A 19,414-nucleotide genomic window follows, 5' to 3' on the forward strand; every position below is an offset into this window, starting at 1 on the left:
GTTCCCGTTCGGTAGTGTCGCGGGGTGGCCGCGCCGACGAGCAGGACGAACCGGGCAAGCCGGACGGGCAGGCGGGCGGCGCTGGCTCGCCGGGGCCGGCGGATCGTGGCCTGGTTGCGGCATCGGGTGTTCCCCTCCGACCGCTTCGCGCTGGCGGTTCTGCTGGTCGCGGTCACCGCGTGCGGGCTGCTCTCCGATCTGAACGGCGACTGGTTCCCGGCGACCGCACCGGTGCTGCCGATCCTGGTCGGCGGCCTGGTGCTGCGCATGCCCAGCCTGCTGCTGCTCTACGCGGCGACCGCCGGGGTGCTGGTCGCGGAGGACCGGGTGCACGACCCCGACGAGGTCACCGCCGGCTCCGTCCTGGTGGTCGCGGCGGTCGCCGGCATCGTGTTGCTGATGGCCCGGATGCGGACCCGGTTGGGCGTGCAGTGGACGCGCGGCGAGTCGATGTTGTTCGACCTGCGCGACCGGTTGCGGGCACAGGGCGAGATGCCGGTGTTGCCGCCGCAGTGGCACACCGAGGTGGTGTTGCGGCCGGCCGGCGGGCAGTCGTTCTCCGGCGACTTCCTGGTCGCCGCCCGCAGTTCGACCGGTGGCCGGGTGCTCGAAGTGGTGCTCGTCGACGTCTCCGGCAAGGGGCTGGCGGCGGGGACGCGGGCGCTGATGCTCTCCGGCGCGTTCGGCGGGCTGCTCGGCTCGCTGCCGCCGCACAAATTCCTGCCGGCCGCCAACGACTACCTGCTCCGCCAGGAATGGGCCGAGGGCTTCGCGACGGCGGTGCACGTGGTGCTCGACCTGGAGTCGGGCGAGTACGAGTTGTTGTCGGCGGGCCACCCGCCGGGCGTGCACTGGATCGCCGGGACCGGGCGGTGGCGGGTGGTCGAGGCGGTCGGCCCGCTCCTGGGCGTGCTCGACGACGCCGCGTTCGAGGGGGCGCGCGGTCGACTGGACCACGGCGACGCGCTGCTGTTGTTCACCGACGGCATGGTGGAACTGCCCGGCGAGGACATCGCCACCGGCATCGACCGGTTCCTGGGCGAGGCGGAGCGGCTGGTCCGGGACGACTTCCACGACGCGGCGCGGCGGATCGTGGCGGCGGCCGGGCGCAACGTGGGCGACGACCGCGCGGTGGTGCTGCTGCGCCGACGCTGAGCCCGGCCGCGGTCAGCGCGTAAGCGGCCGCGCGGGCGGTGCCAGGGCGCTCAGTTCGGCCGGGGTCCGGGGCAGCGTGCCGGGCGGGGCCACCCCGTGCGCGATCAGTACCGCGGCCACCGCGTGCGCCCAGGTCGGCCGCAGGCTCGCGGCGGCCAGCAGCGTGGTGTCCGCGAGCAGCTCCGCGGCCGGCCCGGTGTGCAACCGCCCGTCGGCGAGCACGGCCGCGTCGTCCGCCCAGCGCAGCGCCAGATCCACGTCGTGGGTGGCCATCACCACCGTCGTCCCGGCCGCACGCAGCTCGGCGAGCGTGTCGAGCAGCGCCTCCTGACCGGCCGGATCCAGGCCCGCCGTCGGCTCGTCCAGGACCAGCACCTGCGGCCGCATGGCGATCGCGCCGGCGATGGCGACCCGCTTGCGCTGCCCGAAGGACAGCAGGTGCACCGGCCGCTCGGCCAGGTCGGCGATGCCCAGCGCGGTCAACGCCTCGGCCACCCGCGAGCGCACCTCCTCCGGCGCGAGCCCGAGGTTCAGCGGCCCGAACGAGACGTCCTGGGCCACCGACGCGGAGAACAGCTGGTCGTCGGGATCCTGCACGACCAGCTGCACCACCCGACGCAGTTCGGCGAGTCCCTTGCGGTCGTGCCGAATCGGCGTGCCGTGCAGTTCCACCCGACCCGAACCCGGCACCAGGCCACCGGTCAACAGCCGCAGCAGCGTGGTCTTGCCGCTGCCGTTCGGCCCGAGCAGGGCCAGCGCCCGGCCCGCCGGAACGGCCAGGGACAACCCGCTCAGCACCGGCGGCCCGTCCTCGTAGGCGTAGCCGACCTCTCGTACCCGCAGCGGAATCACGGCATCACCGATCCCAGAAGAAGAGTGGCGGCGACGACCGCCGCCACGAGGAGCACGGACCGGGCGATGAAGCCGCGCGAGACGGGCACCTCGTCCACGAGCACCCGCAACCGCCCGTCGTAGCCGCGCCCGGCCAGCCCCTCCTCCAGCCGCCGGGCCCGCGCGAAGGCGTGGACGAACACCGCCGACCCCAGCCCGGCCACCGAGCGCCATCGGGCCCGCCGGGTGCGATGCCCGAGCCGCCCGGCCTGGGCCTGGTTGATCCGGGCGGTGGTGTCGTAGAGCAGGAACAACATCCGGTACATCACCGCCGCCACGTCCACCACGGCCGCCGGCACCCCCACCCGGGTCAGCCGGGGCAGGACGTCCGACAGCGGCGTGGTGAACGCGAACAACAACATCGCCAACCCGGCCGCACCGGAGCGGGCCACCAACTCGCCCGCGTGGCGCGGCCCGTCCGGCGCCCAGCCGACGCCGTCCGAGCGGATCGACACGAGCAGGGTCAGTGCGCCGGTCACCGCGAATCCCAGCGGCGCGCGGGCCGCCCGCCACAGTCGTCGGGCGGGCACCTCGGCGAAGCCGAGCGCGATGGTCAGCACGGTGACCGCGACCAGCACCGCGCCGGGCCACGGCGGCAGCGCCACCGCGCACCCGAGCAGCCCGAAGGAGAGCACGGCCTTGTCGGCCGGATGACGGCGGCGCCAGACACTGGCATGCGCCGCCGCGTCGATCGGCAACACGGGTCAGCGACCCGGGACCGATACCGGGTCCTGCGCGGCGGCCGGATCGGGGCCCGGGCCTGACTCGTCGAGGGTGTCGCTCGCCTCGGGCGCGAGCTTTCGGCGGGTGCGCTTGACCCCGAACATGTACCCGACCACACCCGCGCCGAGCGCGGCCTGGAGCGCGAACAGGCCGGACTCGATCTCGCCGGACGGCGGCTCGTACAGCGGGCTGAACCACGGCTTGTAGTCAGGGTCGTTCTCGGTGATCGCGGTCTCGGCCCGGGTGTCGGAGCCCGTGAACGGCTCGTCCTTGTCGTCGCCCATGCCGAACACCACGGGCAGTGCCGCGAGCAGCACCACGGCCAGCACGATCAGCAGGTTGATCTTCGTCGAGCGCTTCACTTGCTCTTCTCCTCCTCGCGCACGGGCCGCACGTCGGTCAGCACGCCGAGGCGGACCAGGTCACCGCGACTCGACTGGCGCAGCAGGCGCACCACCAGGACGGTCAGCAGGCCCTCGCTGATCGCCAGCGGGATCTGGGTGAGCGAGAAGATGCCGCCGAACTTGGCCAGCGCACCCGGGAATCCGCTGTCCGGGTCGGGGAAGGCGAGGGCGAGCTGCACGCTGGTGACGCAGTAGGTGCTCAGGTCCGCGACGAACGCGCCGGCGAACACCGCGACGTCCAGCGGCACGGTGCCGCCGCGCCGGTCCAGGAGCGAGCGGGCGAGCCGGTATGCGCCGTAGCCGGCCCAGGGACCGACGATCGCCATCGAGAACACGTTGGCGCCGAGCGTGGTCAACCCGCCGTGGGCGAGCAACAGCGCCTGGAAGAGCAGGGTGATCGTGCCGAGCACCGCCATGATCGGCGGCCGGAACAGGATGGCGCCCAGGCCGGTGCCGGTGGGATGCGAGCAACTACCGGTGACGGATGGGATCTTCAGCGCGGACAGCACGAACGAGAAGGCGCCGGACGCGCCGAGCAGCAGGGTGTTCTCGGGCCGGTCGCGCACCTCGCGGGTGAGCGCGCGGGCACCGTGGACGACGAACGGGGTCGACGCGACGCCCCAGGCGGCGGCGTGTTCCCAGGGCAGGTAGCCCTCGGCGATATGCATGAGGAAGGGTCCCTCTCCAACACCTCGTGGACGGACGATCGCCGTGGCCGGTCTCCTGGCTGACGGGTCGTGCGTTCACGTCTCCGCCTTCCCGGGTCCGCGACAGCGGTCCCAGTGGCTTCCCGAGGCGACGAATCAACGTTTCCGCGGGGGTGGAGGAGAACTTCCCGATCACAGTGGCGAGGGCCGCGCCGGCATCGAACCGGCTTCCCGAGCACCACGGCGAGCCGACACTAGTGGTCGAGTGGACATGGCGACAAGATGGCATCTGCAAACCGTGCGCAAGACCACAAGGCGGGCGGAGCGGCGGAGCAATAGCCGCATTCCGGGACGGCGCGCGACGGCCCGTCGGGGCGGGAGCGCGGGGCGGGGCACGCTCGCGATCGTGGGGCCGGGCGCCCTTGCCCGCGAGGGAAGCGGGGCCTCAGTGCAGTCCGGGGCCGCGCCCACGGACCACCAGGGTGCCGGCGACCCGGTCGCCGATCCGCTGGCCCCGCTCGCTGGTGAGCACCGCGACCAACCCGATCACACCGAGCGCGAACGCGTCGACGCACAACAGCACCCAACGGATCGCCAGTTGGCGCCGCCCGGCCCGACCGCCGGACACGTCGACCACGCGGATCCCGAACACCTGCATGCCCCAGGTGCGCCCGTCGTGCTCGGCGGGCCGCAGCACCCAGTACCAGAACAGGATCGCCACCGCGACCACGAGCACGCCGGCGGTGATCGTCGCGGTGAGCGGACCGCTGCGGATCGAACCGTCGGGGTGGGTGGGCAGCAGCACGAACAGGAACATCGCCGCACCGGGCAGCAGCGCGGAGGCGATCACGTCCACCACGAACTGGCCGATCCGCCGGTACAGCACCGACGGGCCGACTCGATGTTCGATCGCCGGCAGCCACACCCGGGCGCGTGGCCCGACGGGATGGGCCGAGCGCGCGAACCGCTGCGGAAGGCTCCGTTCGTACATGTCGTTGTACTTTCCGCAACCGGGCGGGTTGACTCCCGGCACGGCCGATCTCGCGGAGATTGCGCCCGGTCGGCGGACAACGGGCCCGACCGGGCGGCGGCGAAATGATCATCGATCGGCGAGATCGACCGAAAACGATCAATTCGTCATCGGGCCGTCCACCCCGAACAGGTCCGGCTCGGAGCGGCTGATCACGTCGTACAGCGGCTTGTAGTTGATCCACGCCACCGTGTCGTTGCCGAGCTGCTCCCGGGTCAGCCGCGCGTTCTCCGGCGAGATCGGCCGCAGTTCGCCGGCCGCCTGGGCCAACAGCTGGACCTGGCAGGAGCGCTCCATGGTGATGAACCACCACGCCGCCGCGTCCACCGACTGTCCGACGGTGAGCAGACCGTGGTTGCGCAGGATCAGCGCCTTGTGCGAGCCGAGCGTCTTGGCGATCCGCCGTCCCTCCTCGGCGTCGAGCACCACGCCCGCGTAGTCGTCGAAGAGTTCGTGGTCCTCGTAGAACGGACACACGTCCTGGGTGATCGGCTCCAGCCGGATTCCGAGCGCGGACAACGCGCGTCCGTGCGTGGAGTGGCTGTGCGCCGCGGCGACCACGTCCGGGCGGGCCGCGTGGATCTGCGAGTGGATCGCGAACGCGGCCTGGTTGACGTGGAATCGGCCCTCGACGACCTGCCCCTCGTGGTTGACCAGGATCAGGTCGTCCACGGTGATGTGCTTGAACGACATCCCGAACGGGTTGACCCAGAAGTGGTCGGCGAACTCGGGGTCGCGCGCGGTGATGTGCCCGGCCACCCCCTCCTCGAAGCCGAACCGGCCGAACAGCCGCAGTGCCGCGGTCAGTCGCTCCTTGCGGTGCCGGCGCTCCTGCTCGACGGTTTCGAACGTGGGCGGCAGCGCGAAGCTCAGGTCGGTGGGCGAGACCGGTCGCGGCGGCGCCGACCGCTCGGTGCTCGGCGGGCCGTCCTGGGGGCGGGGCGCATCGGTGGCGGACATGTCCATCTCCTCGGACTCGGGGCGCGCACGGGTGCCGCCGACGCTACCCGCGAGTCACATCCGGGGACAGCCTCGCGCGGGCGTCGGATCGCGCGGGGGTACGGGGCCGGTGAGCCGGTGCGCGGGCCCGGGGCACGCGGCCCGGGATTCTAGCGGGCGAACGTCGTGTGGATCGGGTTTCCGGAAATTAATCGAATATTGCCCACGACCGCCTTCGGGCCGCTCCTACGCTGCCGTTCAGCGAGTCCGGGAGGTCGAGTCCGAAGCAGTCGAACTCGAATTCCCGGACCCGCTCGAAGGCGACGGGAAAAGTACGCGCGGACGTATTCAGGGGGAAGGGGCGCGTGAGGTGAGCGTCGGGGGAGTGCATTCCACGGAGGTCGCGAATATCGGCGTACGGTCACCCGCGGGGGCGCCCGGGTCCGGCCGGGGCGACACGGTGGGGTCGCGGGCCAGGACCGAGGCGGGCCGCCGGGGCACGCCCGCGCGAGCGCCCGCGTCCAGGAGCCCGATCGCGAGGAGTTGGGCGGAGATGGCACCACCCCCACGCCGATCCAGACCGTCCCGGCGCAGATCAGCCGACCCGCCGACCGGATCCGGTCCCGGGCGGGCCCCATCGATCGAGGTGGATGTCATCGAAGCAGTCGAGGCCGATCCCCCCGCGCCGACCGAGGTCGCACCGATCGCACCGATCGAGGCGACCGCGGTCGGCGGGCCGCTCCCGAGCGATCCGGACCCGGGACCGGCCGGGTCCGACGACGAGCCCGTCGGAGTCCACCGGAAAGCCGCACCGCCGATCGCCCCGGAGGCAATCATGGCCAATATGGAAACGGCCCTCAAGGAAGCAATGACGATCGAGGGTGCCGTGGGAGTGGCCCTGGTCGACTACACCAGCGGAATGGCGCTGGGAATTCTCGGCGGCAGCAAGGAACTCGATCTCAATGTGGCCGCCGCCGGGAATACCGACGTGATGCGCGCGAAGCTGCGCACGATGGAGATGTTGCACCTCGGCGACCAGATCGAGGACATCCTGATCACGCTCGGCAAGCAATACCACCTGATCCGACCGCTGTCGGGTCGGGCCGGGAAGGGGTTGTTCCTGTACCTCGTGCTGGTGAAGGACCGCGCCAACCTCGCGCTGGCCCGACACACCCTCAAGCGTGTCGAGGAGGAGATCGAGGTCTGAGCCCGGACGCGCCGGCGAGCCCGGGCCCACCGGCGCATCCGCAGACCCATCGTCGACACCTCCGCCACCCCGCCACCCCCGTGCGGCAGGCTCCGGCGGGGTGTCCGGGGACACGTGCGGCGGCCCTGGTCTCCCCGCTCCGTCTCGGATATGACGGTACGTCAGATGTACCGTCGAACCTCGACGTACCTCGCGCGGGCGATCACTCACCCGATCGTGCGCGGATCGTGTCCCCCGAGTCCTCCGAGGAGCCGCATGTTGTCGGGCGAGAAGATCCTGATCACCGGTCCCGCGGGCCAGATCGCCTATCCGCTGACCGAATACCTGGCCCGGGACAACGAGGTGTGGGGCATCGCCCGCTTCTCGAACGCCGAGGACCGGGCGCGGGTGGACGCCCTCGGGGTGACCACGCGCGCCGTCGACCTGGGTTCGGGGGCGTTCGACGACCTGCCCGAGGACTTCACCCACGTCCTGCACCTGGCCACCTTCCAGGGACCCGGACTCGACTACGACGAGGCGCTGCGGGTCAACGCGGAGGGCACGGGATTGTTGCTTCAGCACTGTCGTCGGGCCAAGGCCGCGCTGGTGATGTCCACCGCGTCGGTACTCAAGCCCCATCCGGATCCGATGCACGTCTTCCACGAGGGCGACCCGCTCGGCGACGCCAACGTCACGCACGCGCCGACCTACTCGGTGTCCAAGACCGCCGAGGAGGCGGTCGCCCGCTACTGCGCCCGCGCCTTCGACCTGCCCGTGGTGATCGCCCGGATGAACGCCTCCTACGGCCCCGGCGGCGGACTGCCGACGATGCACATGGACGCGGTGCTGGCCGGCCGGCCGATCACGACCCGCTGGGACCCGTGCATGTACAGCCCGATCCACCAGGACGACATCAACAGCCAGGCGGCGGCGCTCCTGGACGCGGCGTCCACCCCCGCGACGGTGGTCAACTGGGGTGGCGACGAGCCGGTGAGCGTGCAGGAGTGGGCGGCGTACACGGCCGAGCTGAGCGGCCTGCCCGCCGAGGTGGTGGTGCGCGAGCAGCCCGGCACGCTGCGCGGGCAGATCCAGGACACCACGAAGCGGGCGGCGATCACCGGGCCGTGCGCGGTCGACTGGCGCGCGGGGCTGGCCCGGGTATACGCCTCCCGGCGCGACGATTCCGCCCGACCGGGTCGGGCGGCTTCGGGCAGCGCTCGATAGCGTCGAGTCGTCACGTCTTACTCGCGCCGTCGCGGAGCGCTCCACGTCCTCGGATCGGGTGGCTGCGGCGGCACCACGCAGGAGGGACAACGATCATGGGCATCCTCGATACCCCCATCGCCACGCTGGCGGGGGAGAGCACGACCCTGGGCGAGGTGACCGAGGGGAAGGTGGCACTCGTCGTCAATGTCGCGTCCAAGTGCGGCCTGACCCCGCAGTACACCGGCCTGGAGGAGTTGCAGCAGGAACTGGGCCCGCGCGGCTTCACCGTGGTGGGCGTGCCGTGCAACCAGTTCATGGGCCAGGAGCCGGGCAGCGCGGAGGAGATCCGGGAGTTCTGCTCGACCACCTACGGGGTGACCTTCCCGCTCACCGAGAAGATCGACGTCAACGGCGCCGACCGGCACCCGCTCTACGACGTGCTCACCGCGGCCTCCGACGCCGAGGGCGGCGCGGGTGACGTGCAGTGGAACTTCGAGAAGTTCCTGCTCTCCGCCGACGGCGCCATCGTGGGCCGGTTCCGTCCCAAGACCGACCCGCACGACCCGAACCTGATCGCCGCGATCGAGAGCGTCCTACCCAAATAGCCCGCAGGTCCGCCTCGTTCCCGAACCCCGGGTCGACATCGACCGGGGTTCGCGGACGAGGCGGGGCGCGGGTGTCGCACGAGGCGCTTCGCGGGACGGGTCCGGATCGGCGGGGTCAGATCAGTGCCCAGACCGCGGTCGCGTCGTCGCAGACCTTGCCGCGCGGCCAGCGCGCGCCGTCCGCGTCGGAGGCCTCCGCGGCCCGTACCCGCGCCAGCAGTTCCGCCGGGCCGAAGTGGCGCAGCGTGGTCATCAGTCCGTCCCAGTCGCCGATCCCGAACCGGTCCACCAGCCGACTGGCCCCATCGGTGAGCGCGGCGAACGCGTGCACCTCGCCGAGCGCCAGGCCGCCCGTCAGCGCCTCGCCGGCGGCCGCCGGATCGGCCGCCGCGACCCAGTGACCGCCGGGCACGTTGCGCGTGGCCCGCACCGTGTCGGCGTACTCCTGATGTGCCGTCAAGTAGCCGGGGCTGCCCGACGGATGATCGTCGCGCCGACGCCGTGCCGCGGCGCCGACCACGCCCAGTCGATCGTCGGTGACCACGGTGAGGTCGTCGTCCCGCTCGATCAGCAGCGTCGAATCGGACAGCACCAGGTATTCCAGCCGGTCCTCGACCACCCGCACCACCACGACGGTCGCGGCCGGCGCGTCGGGCCGGGCCAGGTCGCACCCGTCCACGTGCAGCGCCGAGGTGTCCTCGATCGCGTCGTGCAGGCACTCGGCGAGAGAGCGGTCCGGGCGCCCGCCGCTGTGGGTGAACAACGCGGTGCCCAACCGCGTGACGAACCAGGGAACGCCGTGTTTGCAGCCGTTGTCCGAACTCGACGTCACACCGTCGAGCAGCACCAGCGTCGTCGGTCCCGCGACGACGAAATCCTCGTTCGGCTCGCCCGGATGACCCGGTTCGGTCGCGAATTCCACGCGCATCGCGGACATCCCTCCCTTATAGGTGCCACGCCGTACGGCTGCCCCGCGCCCGGGGCCGGGAAACGGCCGTTGATCATGCCCCCCTGCCTGGGACGCTCGCGAAGTTCACAGCGGTTTCACGAAACGGTTTCGCGTGAGGTCTCGTGTGGGCCGGGGAACTGCCCCTACTCTCTGGCTTCGAGACACCTTCAGGCCCCACTTCTACGCGCGTCACCATCCGGCGCGCCCTGCGAAGGGATCCCATGTTCGGGATTGGACGACGCCGCGGTCGCCTCGCTCTCACCGGCCTGGTCGCCGCGAGCCTGCTCACCATGGGCGGCACCGCGACGGCCGGCACGGACGCCGACCTCGGCCGACCCTCCGGCACGACGGACCTCGAATTCCTCGCGCTCAACGACCTGCACGGCAACCTGGAGGAACCGCAGGGTTCCGCCGGAAACGTCACCGAGATCGGTCCCGACGGCAAACCCGTCTCGATCCCGGCCGGCGGCATCGAGCACCTGGCCACCCAACTGCGCGCGGAGCGGGCGAAGAACCCCAACTCGCTGACCATCGCGGCCGGCGACATGATCGGCGCGAGCCCGCTGCTCTCCGGGCTCTTCCACGACGAACCGACGATCGAGGCGCTGAACAAGGTCGGCCTCGACGTCACCTCCGTGGGCAACCACGAGTTCGACGAGGGCAAGAAGGAACTGCAGCGCATGCAGTACGGCGGCTGCCACCCCAAGGAGGGCTGCTACACGCCCGGCCGCACCTTCGAGGGCGCCGACTTCCAGTACCTCGCCGCGAACGTGCTCGACGAGCGCACCGGGCTGCCGATCCTGGCGCCGGTGAGCATCAAGAACGTGGGCGGGGCGCGCGTCGGCTTCATCGGCATGACCCTGGAGGGCACGCCCGACATCGTCACCGCCGAGGGCGTCAAGGGCCTGACCTTCAAGGACGAGGTCAAGACCGCCAACGCGGTGGTGCCGTGGCTGCGGCTGTTCGGCGTCGAGTCGATCGTGGTGCTGCTGCACGAGGGCGGCCTGCCGACGAGCAACGCGTACAACTACGACTGCAACGCGGGCGGCAACCTGGGCCTGTCCGGCCCGATCGTGGACATCGCCAAGAACCTGGACCCGGCGATCGACCTCGTCGTCACCGGCCACACCCACCAGGCGTACGCGTGCAACATCCCGGATCCGGCGGGCAAGCCGCGCATGGTCACCAGCGCGTCGTCCTACGGGAAGATGTACACCAAGATCGACCTGACCTACGACAAGCGCACCCGCGACATCGTGCGCACCTCGGTCAAGGCACAGAACACGGTCGTGCGCCGGGACACCCCGAAGGCCCCGGACCTGACGCGACTGCTCGCCGACTGGCAAAAGCTCGCCGCGCCGGTGGCGAACCGCCCGATCGGCTACATCGGCGCCGACATCCGCGGCCGCGGCGCCACCACGCCCGAAACCCCGCTGGGCGACGTGATCGCCGACGCGCAACTGGAGGCGACCGCGCCGGCCGACAAGGGCGGCGCGCAGATCGCCTTCATGAACCCGGGCGGCATCCGATCCGACCTGCAATACGCGGCCGCCGGAGCCGAGGGCGACGGCGTGGTCACCTACGCCGAGGCGTTCACGGTGCAGCCGTTCACCAACATGATGCAGACCCTGGACCTCAAGGGTCAGGCGGTGCTCGACATCCTGGCGCAGCAGTACTCCGGCGCCAACGCGGCCAACCCGAAGGTGCTGCAGATCTCGAAGGGCCTGACCTACACGACCGACCGGTCCAGGACGGGTGCCGACAAGATCGTGCCGGGCAGCGTCAAGCTGAACGGTGTGCCGATCGACCCGGCCGCGACCTACAAGGTCGGTGCGAACGAGTTCCTGGCCGGTGGCGGCGACGGCTTCGCCGCCTTCAAGACCGGTACGAACAAGCTGGTCGGCGGATCCGACCTGGACGCGCTGCTGGCCTACTTCGCCGCCCACTCGTCGGCGAGCGCGCCGCTCGCGCCGCCGGCGGCGGACCGGATCACCTTCATCGGGTGACCCGCGGCTGATCGTCCGGAAAGGCCCGGTCCCGTGGGGGCCGGGCCTTTCCGACGTATCGGCGCGCCGCTACGGTACGCCCCGGCGGGCGTCCCGACACGGGGGCGATCGGGCGGTCCGGATGCCGGGTTCGCCCCGCGGCTGGGCCACAATCGCCCCATGAGCACACCGAGACGCCCCCCGACCGGGGCCGATGTGGCCCGTGCCGCAGGCGTTTCGCGCGCCACCGTGTCGTACGCGATGAACGACGTGCAGGACGCGCGCATCCCCGAGGAGACCCGACGGCGGGTGCGCGAGGTGGCCGCCGAGCTGGGCTACGAGCCGCGTTCGGACGCGCGTTCGCTCCGGCGCGGGCGCACCGACCTGGTGATCGTGCCCACCTACGTGGTGCCGTTCGGCCAACTCATCCAGCGGTTCCTCGACGGCCTGGCCCGCGAACTGCACGGGCTCGGCCACACCCTGGTGATCCACGGCAATCCCGCCGCGCACGGCATCGAGGCGGCCAAGGCGTGGGGCGCGCTGAACCCCACCGTGGTCCTGGTGTTGCCGGAGCGTATGTCTGCCGAGGGCGTGGAATACCTCACCGCGCGCGGAACCGCGGTGGTGGCCCTGGGGCACAGCGCGGTGCCGGTCGCGCTCACCCTGAGGATCGACCACGCGGCGGCCGGCGCGTGCGCCGCGGAACACCTGATCGCGGGCGGGCGACGCGACTTCGCCGTGGTGGTGCCGCGCGAGCCGGGGCTGGTCGAGATCGGCCGGGAACGGCTGGCGGGCTTTCGGGCCCGCGCCGAGGCGGCCGGCGGCACGGTCCGTGTGGTGGAGATGGCGGAGAACGCGGCCGAGGCGGCGCGGGTCGTGGGGGAGTGGCGCGCCGGGGACTGCCCCGACGGGGTGTACGGCTACAACGACGAGTACGCGGCGCTGCTCCTGGGCGCGCTGGCCGACGCCGGCCTCGAGGTGCCGGGGCGGCTCGCGGTGGTCGGCACCGACGACCTGACGCTGTGTGAGATGGTCCGGCCGCGGCTGACCTCGGTCGCCTTCGAGGAGGTCATCCCGATGCGCGCGGTGGCGGCGGCCATCGTCGCGGCGGGCGAGGGCGCGGTGGCGGGCGAGCTGACGCAGTGGCGCATGGCGATGCGGGTGCGCGAGTCGGGCTGAATCGCCCGCCCGTCGGGGCTGTTCGCGCCGTGTCCCGACGGTGGGCGAAGGACCCGTCAGCCGCCGGCGGTCCTCAGCTTGGCGATCTGGCGGGCCACCAGGTCGTCGGCCGGCAGGGCGGGGGCGGACGCGGCCGGGTCGGCGTTGCTCACCACGACGATCGTCGGGCCGACGCGCACCACGATCATGCCGAGCGCGCCGCCCGCACCGGGGCTCATCCCGACCGCGAGCGATTCGTCGCCGAGCGCGGCGTGCGGGATCTCGGCGTACGTGTCGGTCTCGGTCGCGCCGTCGGCGTCGATCGAGGTGATCGACGGGCAACCGCGCAGCGCCTGGCGACCCTGCGCGAACAGGTCCCGGGCGCCGGTGTCGGTGAAGGCGAACAACTCGACGACGGTGAACCCGCTCGGGTTCGGAGCGCCCCTGGTCACCGACGCCTGGGCGGACGCGATCGGGGCGGCGGCCGCCTGCCCGGGACGCAGCAGGTCGATCACCGCCTGGCAGGAGGGCTGTTGGGCCCGCTCCCGGCTCTCGGGGTCGCCGCTCGAGCCGTCGTAGGCGCCCGCGGGCATCTCGGCGGCGGTCAACAGCGCGGTGTCGAGCCGGGATTGCGCGGTCGGATCGGATCCGGTCCCGGCCCCGGTCGGCGTGGACGACTCCTCGATGGGCGGCAGCGCCGGCGGCGGCTCCCCCGGCGCGGTCGTCGCGGCCGGCGAAGCCACGCTCGGCGCGGCCTTGGCGGCCGGACCCGTGGCAGGTGCCGTACCGGCAGGCGTCGACGGTACGCCGGCCCCGCTCGCGGCCGGCGCGGTCGCCCGACCGGCCTCGTACTCGCGCGCCAGTGCCTCCTCGTCCCGACCACACGCGGTGGCGGCCAGAAGCAGGGCCCCGGCAACCGCCGCCGTACCCACCCGGATCCCGATCCTGCGCATACGCGCCTTCCTCCGAAGCAACGGGCCCGACCCGCCGCGGGCCGGGACGATCCCGACGACCGAAAACCGCCACCGCCGGCCGCATGCCACGAGGCGGCGTGGCGCCCCCACCCCACCCCGGCGCGGACCGGCGCGTCGTCGAGTCGGCGACGCGAGGGGCCTCATCATCGCGGACGCCCACGCCTTTGCCAACCGTCCGGCGCCACCCGCATCGGTGCCTGACCAACCGTCAAAAAGCCCACACACTCCCCGGATTCGCTCCGGTACGACAGCGAGGCCGGTGGGCCGATCCGAGACCGACCCACCGCCCCGGATCAGCCCTTGGCCGCCGCCACGACCTTCTCGACCTGCCTGGTCACCGTCGCGGTATCCGGCAGCTTGGGAGTGGTGCCGGTGAACTCGACGATCCTGACGACGACCAATGTGCCGCCCACGCGGACCACGACCTGCCCGCCACTGCCGCCGTCCTCCGGCGTGCTGTGGATCGCGAGCGTCTCGTCGCCCAGTTTCGGGTGGGCGGCCTCGGCGTGCCTGACCGTCGAGGTCTCGCCCTCGGCGTCCTTCGTGGTGAGCGAACCGCACTTCGCGAGCGCGCCACGTGCCTTGCCCACGATCGTCTCCGCGTCGGTGGCCGCGAACGAGAACAACTCCGTCGTGATCACCGTCGACGGCATCGGGGCGCCGATCGTCACCGCGGCCTGGGCCGCGGCGACCGGCTTCACGGCGCCCTGTCGCGGCAGCAGCAGGTCGGTGACCGGTTGGCAGTCGGGCGCCGCCGCCGTCACCCGCTCGCCGGCCCCCTTCGGCTCCCGGGTGAGGTAGGTGCCCTGCGGCAGCTCGGTCGCCGTGAGGACCGCCTTCTCCAACTGTGCGGCGGTCAGCGGGGTTCCGGCCGGGGCACCCGAGGCGACCGGCGCGCTCGGTGCCCCCGCGCTCGGTGCCCCCGCGGCCGGCGAGGGCGCGGTGACCGGGCTCGTGGTGGTCGCGCTGCTCGCGGCGGGCTTCCCCTCGGTCTTCCTGTCGTCGTCGGAGCCGCACGCGGTCGCCGCGAACACCACCGAACCGATGATCACCAGCGAACTCGACCGAAACAGGGACTTGCGCATGAAGACGGAATCCTCCGGGGAATGTCGGCCGTGGCCGGGCCGTACCGCGTCGTCACGAGGGAGCGGACGAGGCGATGTGGACCGGCGGGATGTGATTGGCCGTCAGGAAAGCGGTGGCAGCGACCGTGCGCCGATCGACGTCCCCCCACGAGACGTGCGTGCGACGGCGAACGGGCCGCGGGCTCTCGTCCGACGCGACGCGAACCACCCCGCGTGGCAGGGGAGTCCGGGCCCGGATGAGGAGAGCGCGCTCATCATGGTGCAGCGCTCTCGTCTTTGCCAACTATTTGAGCCGATCGGCCTCGATCACCTCGCGCCACCACGTCGGCAGCGCCTCCACACGCCCGACCCACCCGGCCGGCAACTCGGCCCGAACGCCGACGATTCCCCCGACGATCGCGCACGTCGTGTCCACGTCCCCGCCCGCGCTCGCGGTCGACCAGAACGCCGCCGCGTAGTCGTCGAGATGCCGGGCCGCCGACCAGATCGCGAACGGCACGGTGTCGGGGGCGCTCACCAGGCGACCGTTGCCGAGCGTGCGACCCACCGCCCGGGAGTCCGTCCGTCCCACCAACTCCATTGCGGCGCCCAGGCGTTCACGAACCAAGCCGGCGGGGGTACGGTCCCGGACGAAGGCGATGAAGTCGGCCGGCTCCGGCTGCTCCAGGGTGACCGCGCCCGCCGCCGCCACGGCCACCGCCACCGCGCCCGCGATGCCCTCGGGGTGGGTGTGTGTCACCTCGGCCGAATGCGCCGCCTGCTCCACCACCGCGTCGAGGTCGGCCGCCAACCACGCGCCCAGCGGCGCCACCCGCATCGCGGCCCCGTTGCCCCACGAGCCCTGCCCGTCGAACGGTTCGGCGGCCAACGCCCGCCAGTCGCCACCCTGGCGCACCAGGCGCAACATCCGGTTCGTCGAGGGCCCGTAGCCCCGATCGAAGTCGTGCCGCGCCGCGAACGCCCGGGCCAACGCGTCCTGATCGACCCGCCCGCGCAGGGCGAGTTCGGCGTGCAGGACGCAGGCCATCTCGGTGTCGTCGGTCCACGGCCACTCGCCGTGCGGAAGGCGCCGGCCGGCCAGGTGGGGGAGGTTGTCGGGGACGAAGAACTGGGCGCCCAGGGCGTCGCCGAGCGCGAGGCCGCGCAGCGAGGCGAGGGCGGAGGAGTGATGGGTCATATGCACGGCCATTATCGCGCCCGCCGTGCTTGGATGATGCGAATGACGTGCCATCAGCTACCCGCGTCCGGCTGCGAGTTCCCCCTCCCGGGCGGTGCTCGCCTTCGGCCTCGAGCGCCGGCCGGGCCATCCGGGGTCGACCGCCGGCTCGCGGTTCGCGCGTGACCCCGGCGGTCACCGCCGCCGTACTCGGCTCGGCCGGGCTGCACGCCGCCTGGAACGCGCTCGCGCACGGCCTCAAGGACCGACTCGCGACCATGGTCATGATCCAGGTGGCGAGCCTGGGCATCGGGCTGGTCTGCCTGCCGTTCGTCGGCGTCCCGGCGGCCGGCGCCCGGCCCTGGCTGCTGGGCTCGGCCGCCCTGCACATGGTGTACAACCTGCTGCTGCTCGAGACCTATCGGCTCGGCGACTTCGGTCAGGTGTACCCGATCGCCCGGGGCACCTCCCCGTGGGTCACCGCGCTGATCGGGGTGACCCTGCTGCACGAATACCTCACCGTGACGCAGACCGTCGGCGTGGTGGTGATCTCGATCGGGATGCTCGTGCTCGCCCTGGCCGGCGGAATACCGCGCCGGGCCGAGGCCGCCGCCGTCGCGGCCGCGTTCGCCACCGGCTGCGCGATCGCGCTGTACACCGTCCTGGACGGCGTCGGCGCCCGCTCCTCCGGCTCGGCGATGTCGTACGCGGCCTGGCTCTTCGTCCTCGAATCGGCCCCGACCATCGTGGTCCTGCGGCTGCGCCTGCGCCGCGACCCCACCCGCGAGCGCAACCCGCAGCGCGTGTGGGGTCTGCTCGGCGGCGCCATGTCGATCGCCGCGTACACCCTGGTCATCTGGGCCCAGACCCGAGGCGCCCTGGCCACGATCGCCGCCCTGCGGGAAACCTCGGTGGTGATCGGCGCCGTGATCGGCACGGTCGTCTTCCACGAGACCTACGGCCGCCACCGCCTCGTGGCCACGATCCTGGTCCTGCTCGGCATCACCGCGATCAACATCGCGTAGCCCACCGAAGCAAACCCGCCAACCGGGACAAAAAGTGAGATTGGCGACTTTTCACATCGAGCCCATCGGCCGGTCGACCCCGTAAGAGATCCGAGAATCCGCCCCGAGGAACCCGGCGACAACCCGAAAAAGTCGGGACCGAGGTCCACCGGGCCGGGGCCGAAGCCCCCGTGGGCCGCAGCCGGGGCACGACAAAGGCCCAGTCCGGAGAAACAACCTCCGACCTGGGCCTTTACCTCTGGAGCGGGTGACGAGGATCGAACTCGCACCACTAGCTTGGAAGGCTAGGGCTCTACCATTGAGCTACACCCGCAGCTGGTGTGGCGTGCACGTGGCGCCTAGGTTAGCGGATTGGTGCGCGGCCAGTGCAGACTCTAGCGTGTCGTCCTCTAGACTTCATCGGGCGCCACGGGGCGTAGCGTAGTGGCTAGCGCGCCTGCTTTGGGAGCAGGAGATCGGGAGTTCGAGTCTCCCCGCCCCGACCACCACATCGAGAATTCGCTGCAGGATGGATCGGTACCACCGGTTCTGAACCTTCAGTGTGCCGTCAGGCAAGATGCACAGGCCCGGAAGAACAGCCCGCAGCAAGGAGACCCTTACCGTGAAGAGCGCCGTCGAGACGTTGAACCCGACCCGGGTTCGGCTCACCGTCGAGGTTCCCTCGGAGGAGCTGAAGCCCAGCCTCGACGCGGCGTACAAGAAGATCGGCAAGCAGGTGACGGTCCCGGGCTTCCGCAAGGGCAAGATCCCGGCGCGCATCATCGACCAGCGCTTCGGTCGCGAGGCCGTCTTCGTCGAGGCGTTCGACGACATCCTGTCCTCGTCGTACGGCAAGGCCGTCGAGGAGAACGAGCTGCGCGTGCTGGGCCAGCCCGAGGTCACCGAGGTCACCGACGTGACCGAGCTGGCCGGCGGCGCCGATCTGAAGTTCACCGCAGAGGTCGACACCCGTCCCGAGATCGAGCTGCCGGACTACTCCGGCATCGAGGTCGAGGTCGATGACATCACCGTCACCGACGAGGACGTCGCCGAGAAGATCGAGGAGCTGCGCGACCGCTTCGGTGCGCTGAACACCGTCGAGCGGGCCGCGGCCGAGGGCGACACCGTCGTCATCGACATCGAGGCCAAGGTCGACGGCGAGGTCCTCGAGGACGGCGTCGCGAAGGCGATGTCGTACCAGATCGGTGGCGACACGATGCTGGACGGCCTCGACGCCGCCGTCATCGGCGCGTCGGCCGGCGAGACCAAGACCTTCGAGACCGAGCTCCAGGGCGGCAGCGCCGCCGGGCGGACCGCCGAGGTCTCGGTCGTGGTGACCACCGTCAAGGCCAAGGAGCTCCCCGAGCTCGACGACGACTTCGCGCAGCTGGCCAGCGAGTTCGACACGCTGGACGAGCTGAAGGCGGACCTGCGCGAGAAGCTGGGCCACCAGAAGCTGCACGACCAGCAGAACGAGGGCCGGGACAAGGTCCTCGAAGCCCTGCTGGAACAGATCGAGGTGCCGCTGCCGGAGAGCATCGTCACCGAGGAGATCGAGCAGCGCCGCGGTCAGCTGGAGCAGCAGCTCGGCATGATGGGCATGGACCTGGCCAAGTGGCTGGAGATCCAGGGCCAGACCGCCGAGGAGTACGAGGAAGAGCTCCAGGACAGCGTGCGCAAGGGCATGCGCGCCCAGTTCGTGCTCGACGAGGTCGTCAAGAAGGAGCAGCTCTCCGTCAACCAGGAAGAGCTGACCCAGCACCTCATCCAGCGGGCGCAGCAGTCCGGCATGAGCCCCGACCAGTTCGCCCAGCAGGTCATGCAGTCCGGCTACGTGCCGGTCCTGGTCGGCGAGGTCGCCCGCGGCAAGGCCCTGGAGGTCATCGCCAAGAGCGCCAAGGCCAAGGACGCCTCGGGCAACGAGGTCGGCCTCGGTGTCGACCTGCACGCGGACGACCACGAGGGCCACGACCACGCCGAGACCGAAGAGGCCGCGGCGACGGACGAGGCCGGCACGGACGAGACCGCGACGGACAAGGCCGAGGCCTGATCCACCCTCCCGCACCGGCCACGACCGGCGCGGCACGCGACACCCGGGCCCGGTCCCCGCTTCGGCGGGGGCCGGGCCCGTCGGCATGCTCCGAAGGCCCGCGGAAGCGCGCACACGCCTTCGTGGAGGCATCCGGGGCCCGTGGTCGACCCGGGTGCGATCCGCGCGCGACTACCCCGTCACCGGCCGGATATCGCCCTGCTGCGCTCTGGGCGAACAGTCCTGAGTCTGGGATGGCCTGCGACGATCCGCGCGTTAGGGTCGCTG

At 71.8% G+C, this 19,414-nt stretch carries 18 protein-coding genes, 2 tRNA genes and 1 riboswitch; of the genes, 9 read left to right on the top strand and 11 right to left on the bottom strand.

Features of this window, described 5'->3' with window-relative positions; all coding sequences use genetic code 11:
• The first annotated feature begins 24 nt into the window (after window positions 1-24).
• Window positions 25-1,155 carry a PP2C family protein-serine/threonine phosphatase gene (locus ACFRCG_RS05585; RefSeq protein ID WP_380029075.1) on the top strand — a complete coding sequence of 377 codons (1,131 nt, stop codon included), beginning with the start codon at window positions 25-27 and terminating at the stop codon, window positions 1,153-1,155.
• 12 nt (window positions 1,156-1,167) lie between these two features.
• On the opposite strand, the gene ACFRCG_RS05590 is transcribed toward ACFRCG_RS05585, so the two are convergent.
• From ACFRCG_RS05590 to ACFRCG_RS05615, 6 genes are all read right to left on the bottom strand, one after another.
• On the bottom strand, window positions 1,168-2,007 hold the full coding sequence (locus tag ACFRCG_RS05590; RefSeq protein ID WP_380029078.1) for an energy-coupling factor ABC transporter ATP-binding protein: 840 nt from the start codon (window positions 2,005-2,007) through the stop codon (window positions 1,168-1,170).
• Complete coding sequence (cbiQ, locus tag ACFRCG_RS05595) at window positions 2,004-2,747, bottom strand: cobalt ECF transporter T component CbiQ (protein WP_380029081.1); 744 nt, start codon at window positions 2,745-2,747, stop codon at window positions 2,004-2,006. The genes ACFRCG_RS05590 and cbiQ overlap by 4 nt, the downstream gene beginning before the upstream one ends.
• 3 nt (window positions 2,748-2,750) lie before the next feature.
• The gene (locus ACFRCG_RS05600; protein ID WP_380029083.1) at window positions 2,751-3,131 is read right to left on the bottom strand and encodes an energy-coupling factor ABC transporter substrate-binding protein; all 381 of its coding nucleotides are present in this window, start codon (window positions 3,129-3,131) and stop codon (window positions 2,751-2,753) included.
• Window positions 3,128-3,841 (bottom strand): energy-coupling factor ABC transporter permease, encoded by a 714-nt coding sequence (locus ACFRCG_RS05605; protein WP_380029086.1) that lies wholly within the window; start codon window positions 3,839-3,841, stop codon window positions 3,128-3,130. Before ACFRCG_RS05605 ends, ACFRCG_RS05600 begins: the two co-directional genes overlap by 4 nt.
• A gap of 27 nt (window positions 3,842-3,868) precedes the next feature.
• A riboswitch (cobalamin riboswitch) is annotated at window positions 3,869-4,078 on the bottom strand.
• 187 nt (window positions 4,079-4,265) lie between these two features.
• A complete protein-coding gene (locus tag ACFRCG_RS05610; RefSeq protein WP_380029088.1) occupies window positions 4,266-4,811 on the bottom strand; it encodes an RDD family protein in 546 nt (181 codons plus the stop codon).
• Between the two features lie 138 nt (window positions 4,812-4,949).
• Window positions 4,950-5,810, bottom strand: a complete 861-nt coding sequence (locus tag ACFRCG_RS05615) for a class II aldolase/adducin family protein (protein ID WP_380029090.1) — start codon at window positions 5,808-5,810, stop codon at window positions 4,950-4,952.
• 814 nt (window positions 5,811-6,624) lie between these two features.
• Here ACFRCG_RS05615 and ACFRCG_RS05620 point away from each other — a divergent pair.
• The 3 genes from ACFRCG_RS05620 (at window position 6,625) to ACFRCG_RS05630 (ending at window position 8,786) form a co-directional block, all read left to right on the top strand.
• Entirely contained in the window at window positions 6,625-6,996 is a 372-nt protein-coding gene (locus tag ACFRCG_RS05620; RefSeq protein WP_380029093.1) for a hypothetical protein, read from the top strand.
• A 255-nt stretch (window positions 6,997-7,251) separates the two neighbouring features.
• A complete protein-coding gene (locus ACFRCG_RS05625; RefSeq protein WP_380029095.1) occupies window positions 7,252-8,199 on the top strand; it encodes an NAD-dependent epimerase/dehydratase family protein in 948 nt (315 codons plus the stop codon).
• A 95-nt stretch (window positions 8,200-8,294) separates the two neighbouring features.
• On the top strand, window positions 8,295-8,786 hold the full coding sequence (locus ACFRCG_RS05630) for a glutathione peroxidase (RefSeq protein WP_380029097.1): 492 nt from the start codon (window positions 8,295-8,297) through the stop codon (window positions 8,784-8,786).
• A gap of 115 nt (window positions 8,787-8,901) precedes the next feature.
• On the opposite strand, the gene ACFRCG_RS05635 is transcribed toward ACFRCG_RS05630, so the two are convergent.
• Window positions 8,902-9,714 (bottom strand): protein phosphatase 2C domain-containing protein, encoded by an 813-nt coding sequence (locus ACFRCG_RS05635; protein ID WP_380029099.1) that lies wholly within the window; start codon window positions 9,712-9,714, stop codon window positions 8,902-8,904.
• 242 nt (window positions 9,715-9,956) lie between these two features.
• Here ACFRCG_RS05635 and ACFRCG_RS05640 point away from each other — a divergent pair, with 242 nt between their 5' ends.
• Window positions 9,957-11,741, top strand: a complete 1,785-nt coding sequence (locus tag ACFRCG_RS05640; RefSeq protein ID WP_380029101.1) for a bifunctional metallophosphatase/5'-nucleotidase — start codon at window positions 9,957-9,959, stop codon at window positions 11,739-11,741.
• Between the two features lie 159 nt (window positions 11,742-11,900).
• Entirely contained in the window at window positions 11,901-12,899 is a 999-nt protein-coding gene (locus ACFRCG_RS05645) for a LacI family DNA-binding transcriptional regulator (protein WP_380029104.1), read from the top strand.
• A 56-nt stretch (window positions 12,900-12,955) separates the two neighbouring features.
• Here ACFRCG_RS05645 and ACFRCG_RS05650 read toward each other — a convergent pair whose 3' ends face one another.
• The 3 genes from ACFRCG_RS05650 to ACFRCG_RS05660 all read right to left on the bottom strand — a co-directional run bounded on the left by ACFRCG_RS05650 (window position 12,956) and on the right by ACFRCG_RS05660 (window position 16,114).
• The gene (locus tag ACFRCG_RS05650) at window positions 12,956-13,831 is read right to left on the bottom strand and encodes a hypothetical protein (protein ID WP_380029106.1); all 876 of its coding nucleotides are present in this window, start codon (window positions 13,829-13,831) and stop codon (window positions 12,956-12,958) included.
• A gap of 314 nt (window positions 13,832-14,145) precedes the next feature.
• Window positions 14,146-14,937, bottom strand: a complete 792-nt coding sequence (locus ACFRCG_RS05655; protein ID WP_380029108.1) for a hypothetical protein — start codon at window positions 14,935-14,937, stop codon at window positions 14,146-14,148.
• A 283-nt stretch (window positions 14,938-15,220) separates the two neighbouring features.
• Window positions 15,221-16,114 (bottom strand): ADP-ribosylglycohydrolase family protein, encoded by an 894-nt coding sequence (locus ACFRCG_RS05660; protein ID WP_380029110.1) that lies wholly within the window; start codon window positions 16,112-16,114, stop codon window positions 15,221-15,223.
• 161 nt (window positions 16,115-16,275) lie between these two features.
• Between ACFRCG_RS05660 and ACFRCG_RS05665 the strand changes: the two genes are divergently transcribed.
• Window positions 16,276-17,118, top strand: a complete 843-nt coding sequence (locus tag ACFRCG_RS05665) for an EamA family transporter (RefSeq protein WP_380029112.1) — start codon at window positions 16,276-16,278, stop codon at window positions 17,116-17,118.
• Window positions 17,119-17,357: 239 nt separating this feature from the next.
• Here ACFRCG_RS05665 and ACFRCG_RS05670 read toward each other — a convergent pair.
• A tRNA-Gly gene (locus tag ACFRCG_RS05670) sits at window positions 17,358-17,431 on the bottom strand.
• A gap of 96 nt (window positions 17,432-17,527) precedes the next feature.
• Between ACFRCG_RS05670 and ACFRCG_RS05675 the strand changes: the two genes are divergently transcribed.
• Window positions 17,528-17,603, top strand: a tRNA-Pro gene (locus tag ACFRCG_RS05675).
• 116 nt (window positions 17,604-17,719) lie between these two features.
• The gene (gene tig, locus ACFRCG_RS05680) at window positions 17,720-19,147 is read left to right on the top strand and encodes a trigger factor (protein WP_380029114.1); all 1,428 of its coding nucleotides are present in this window, start codon (window positions 17,720-17,722) and stop codon (window positions 19,145-19,147) included.
• Window positions 19,148-19,414 lie beyond the last annotated feature (267 nt).

It is taken from the genome of Embleya sp. NPDC056575 (assembly GCF_042793325.1).
GTDB lineage: Bacteria > Actinomycetota > Actinomycetes > Streptomycetales > Streptomycetaceae > Embleya.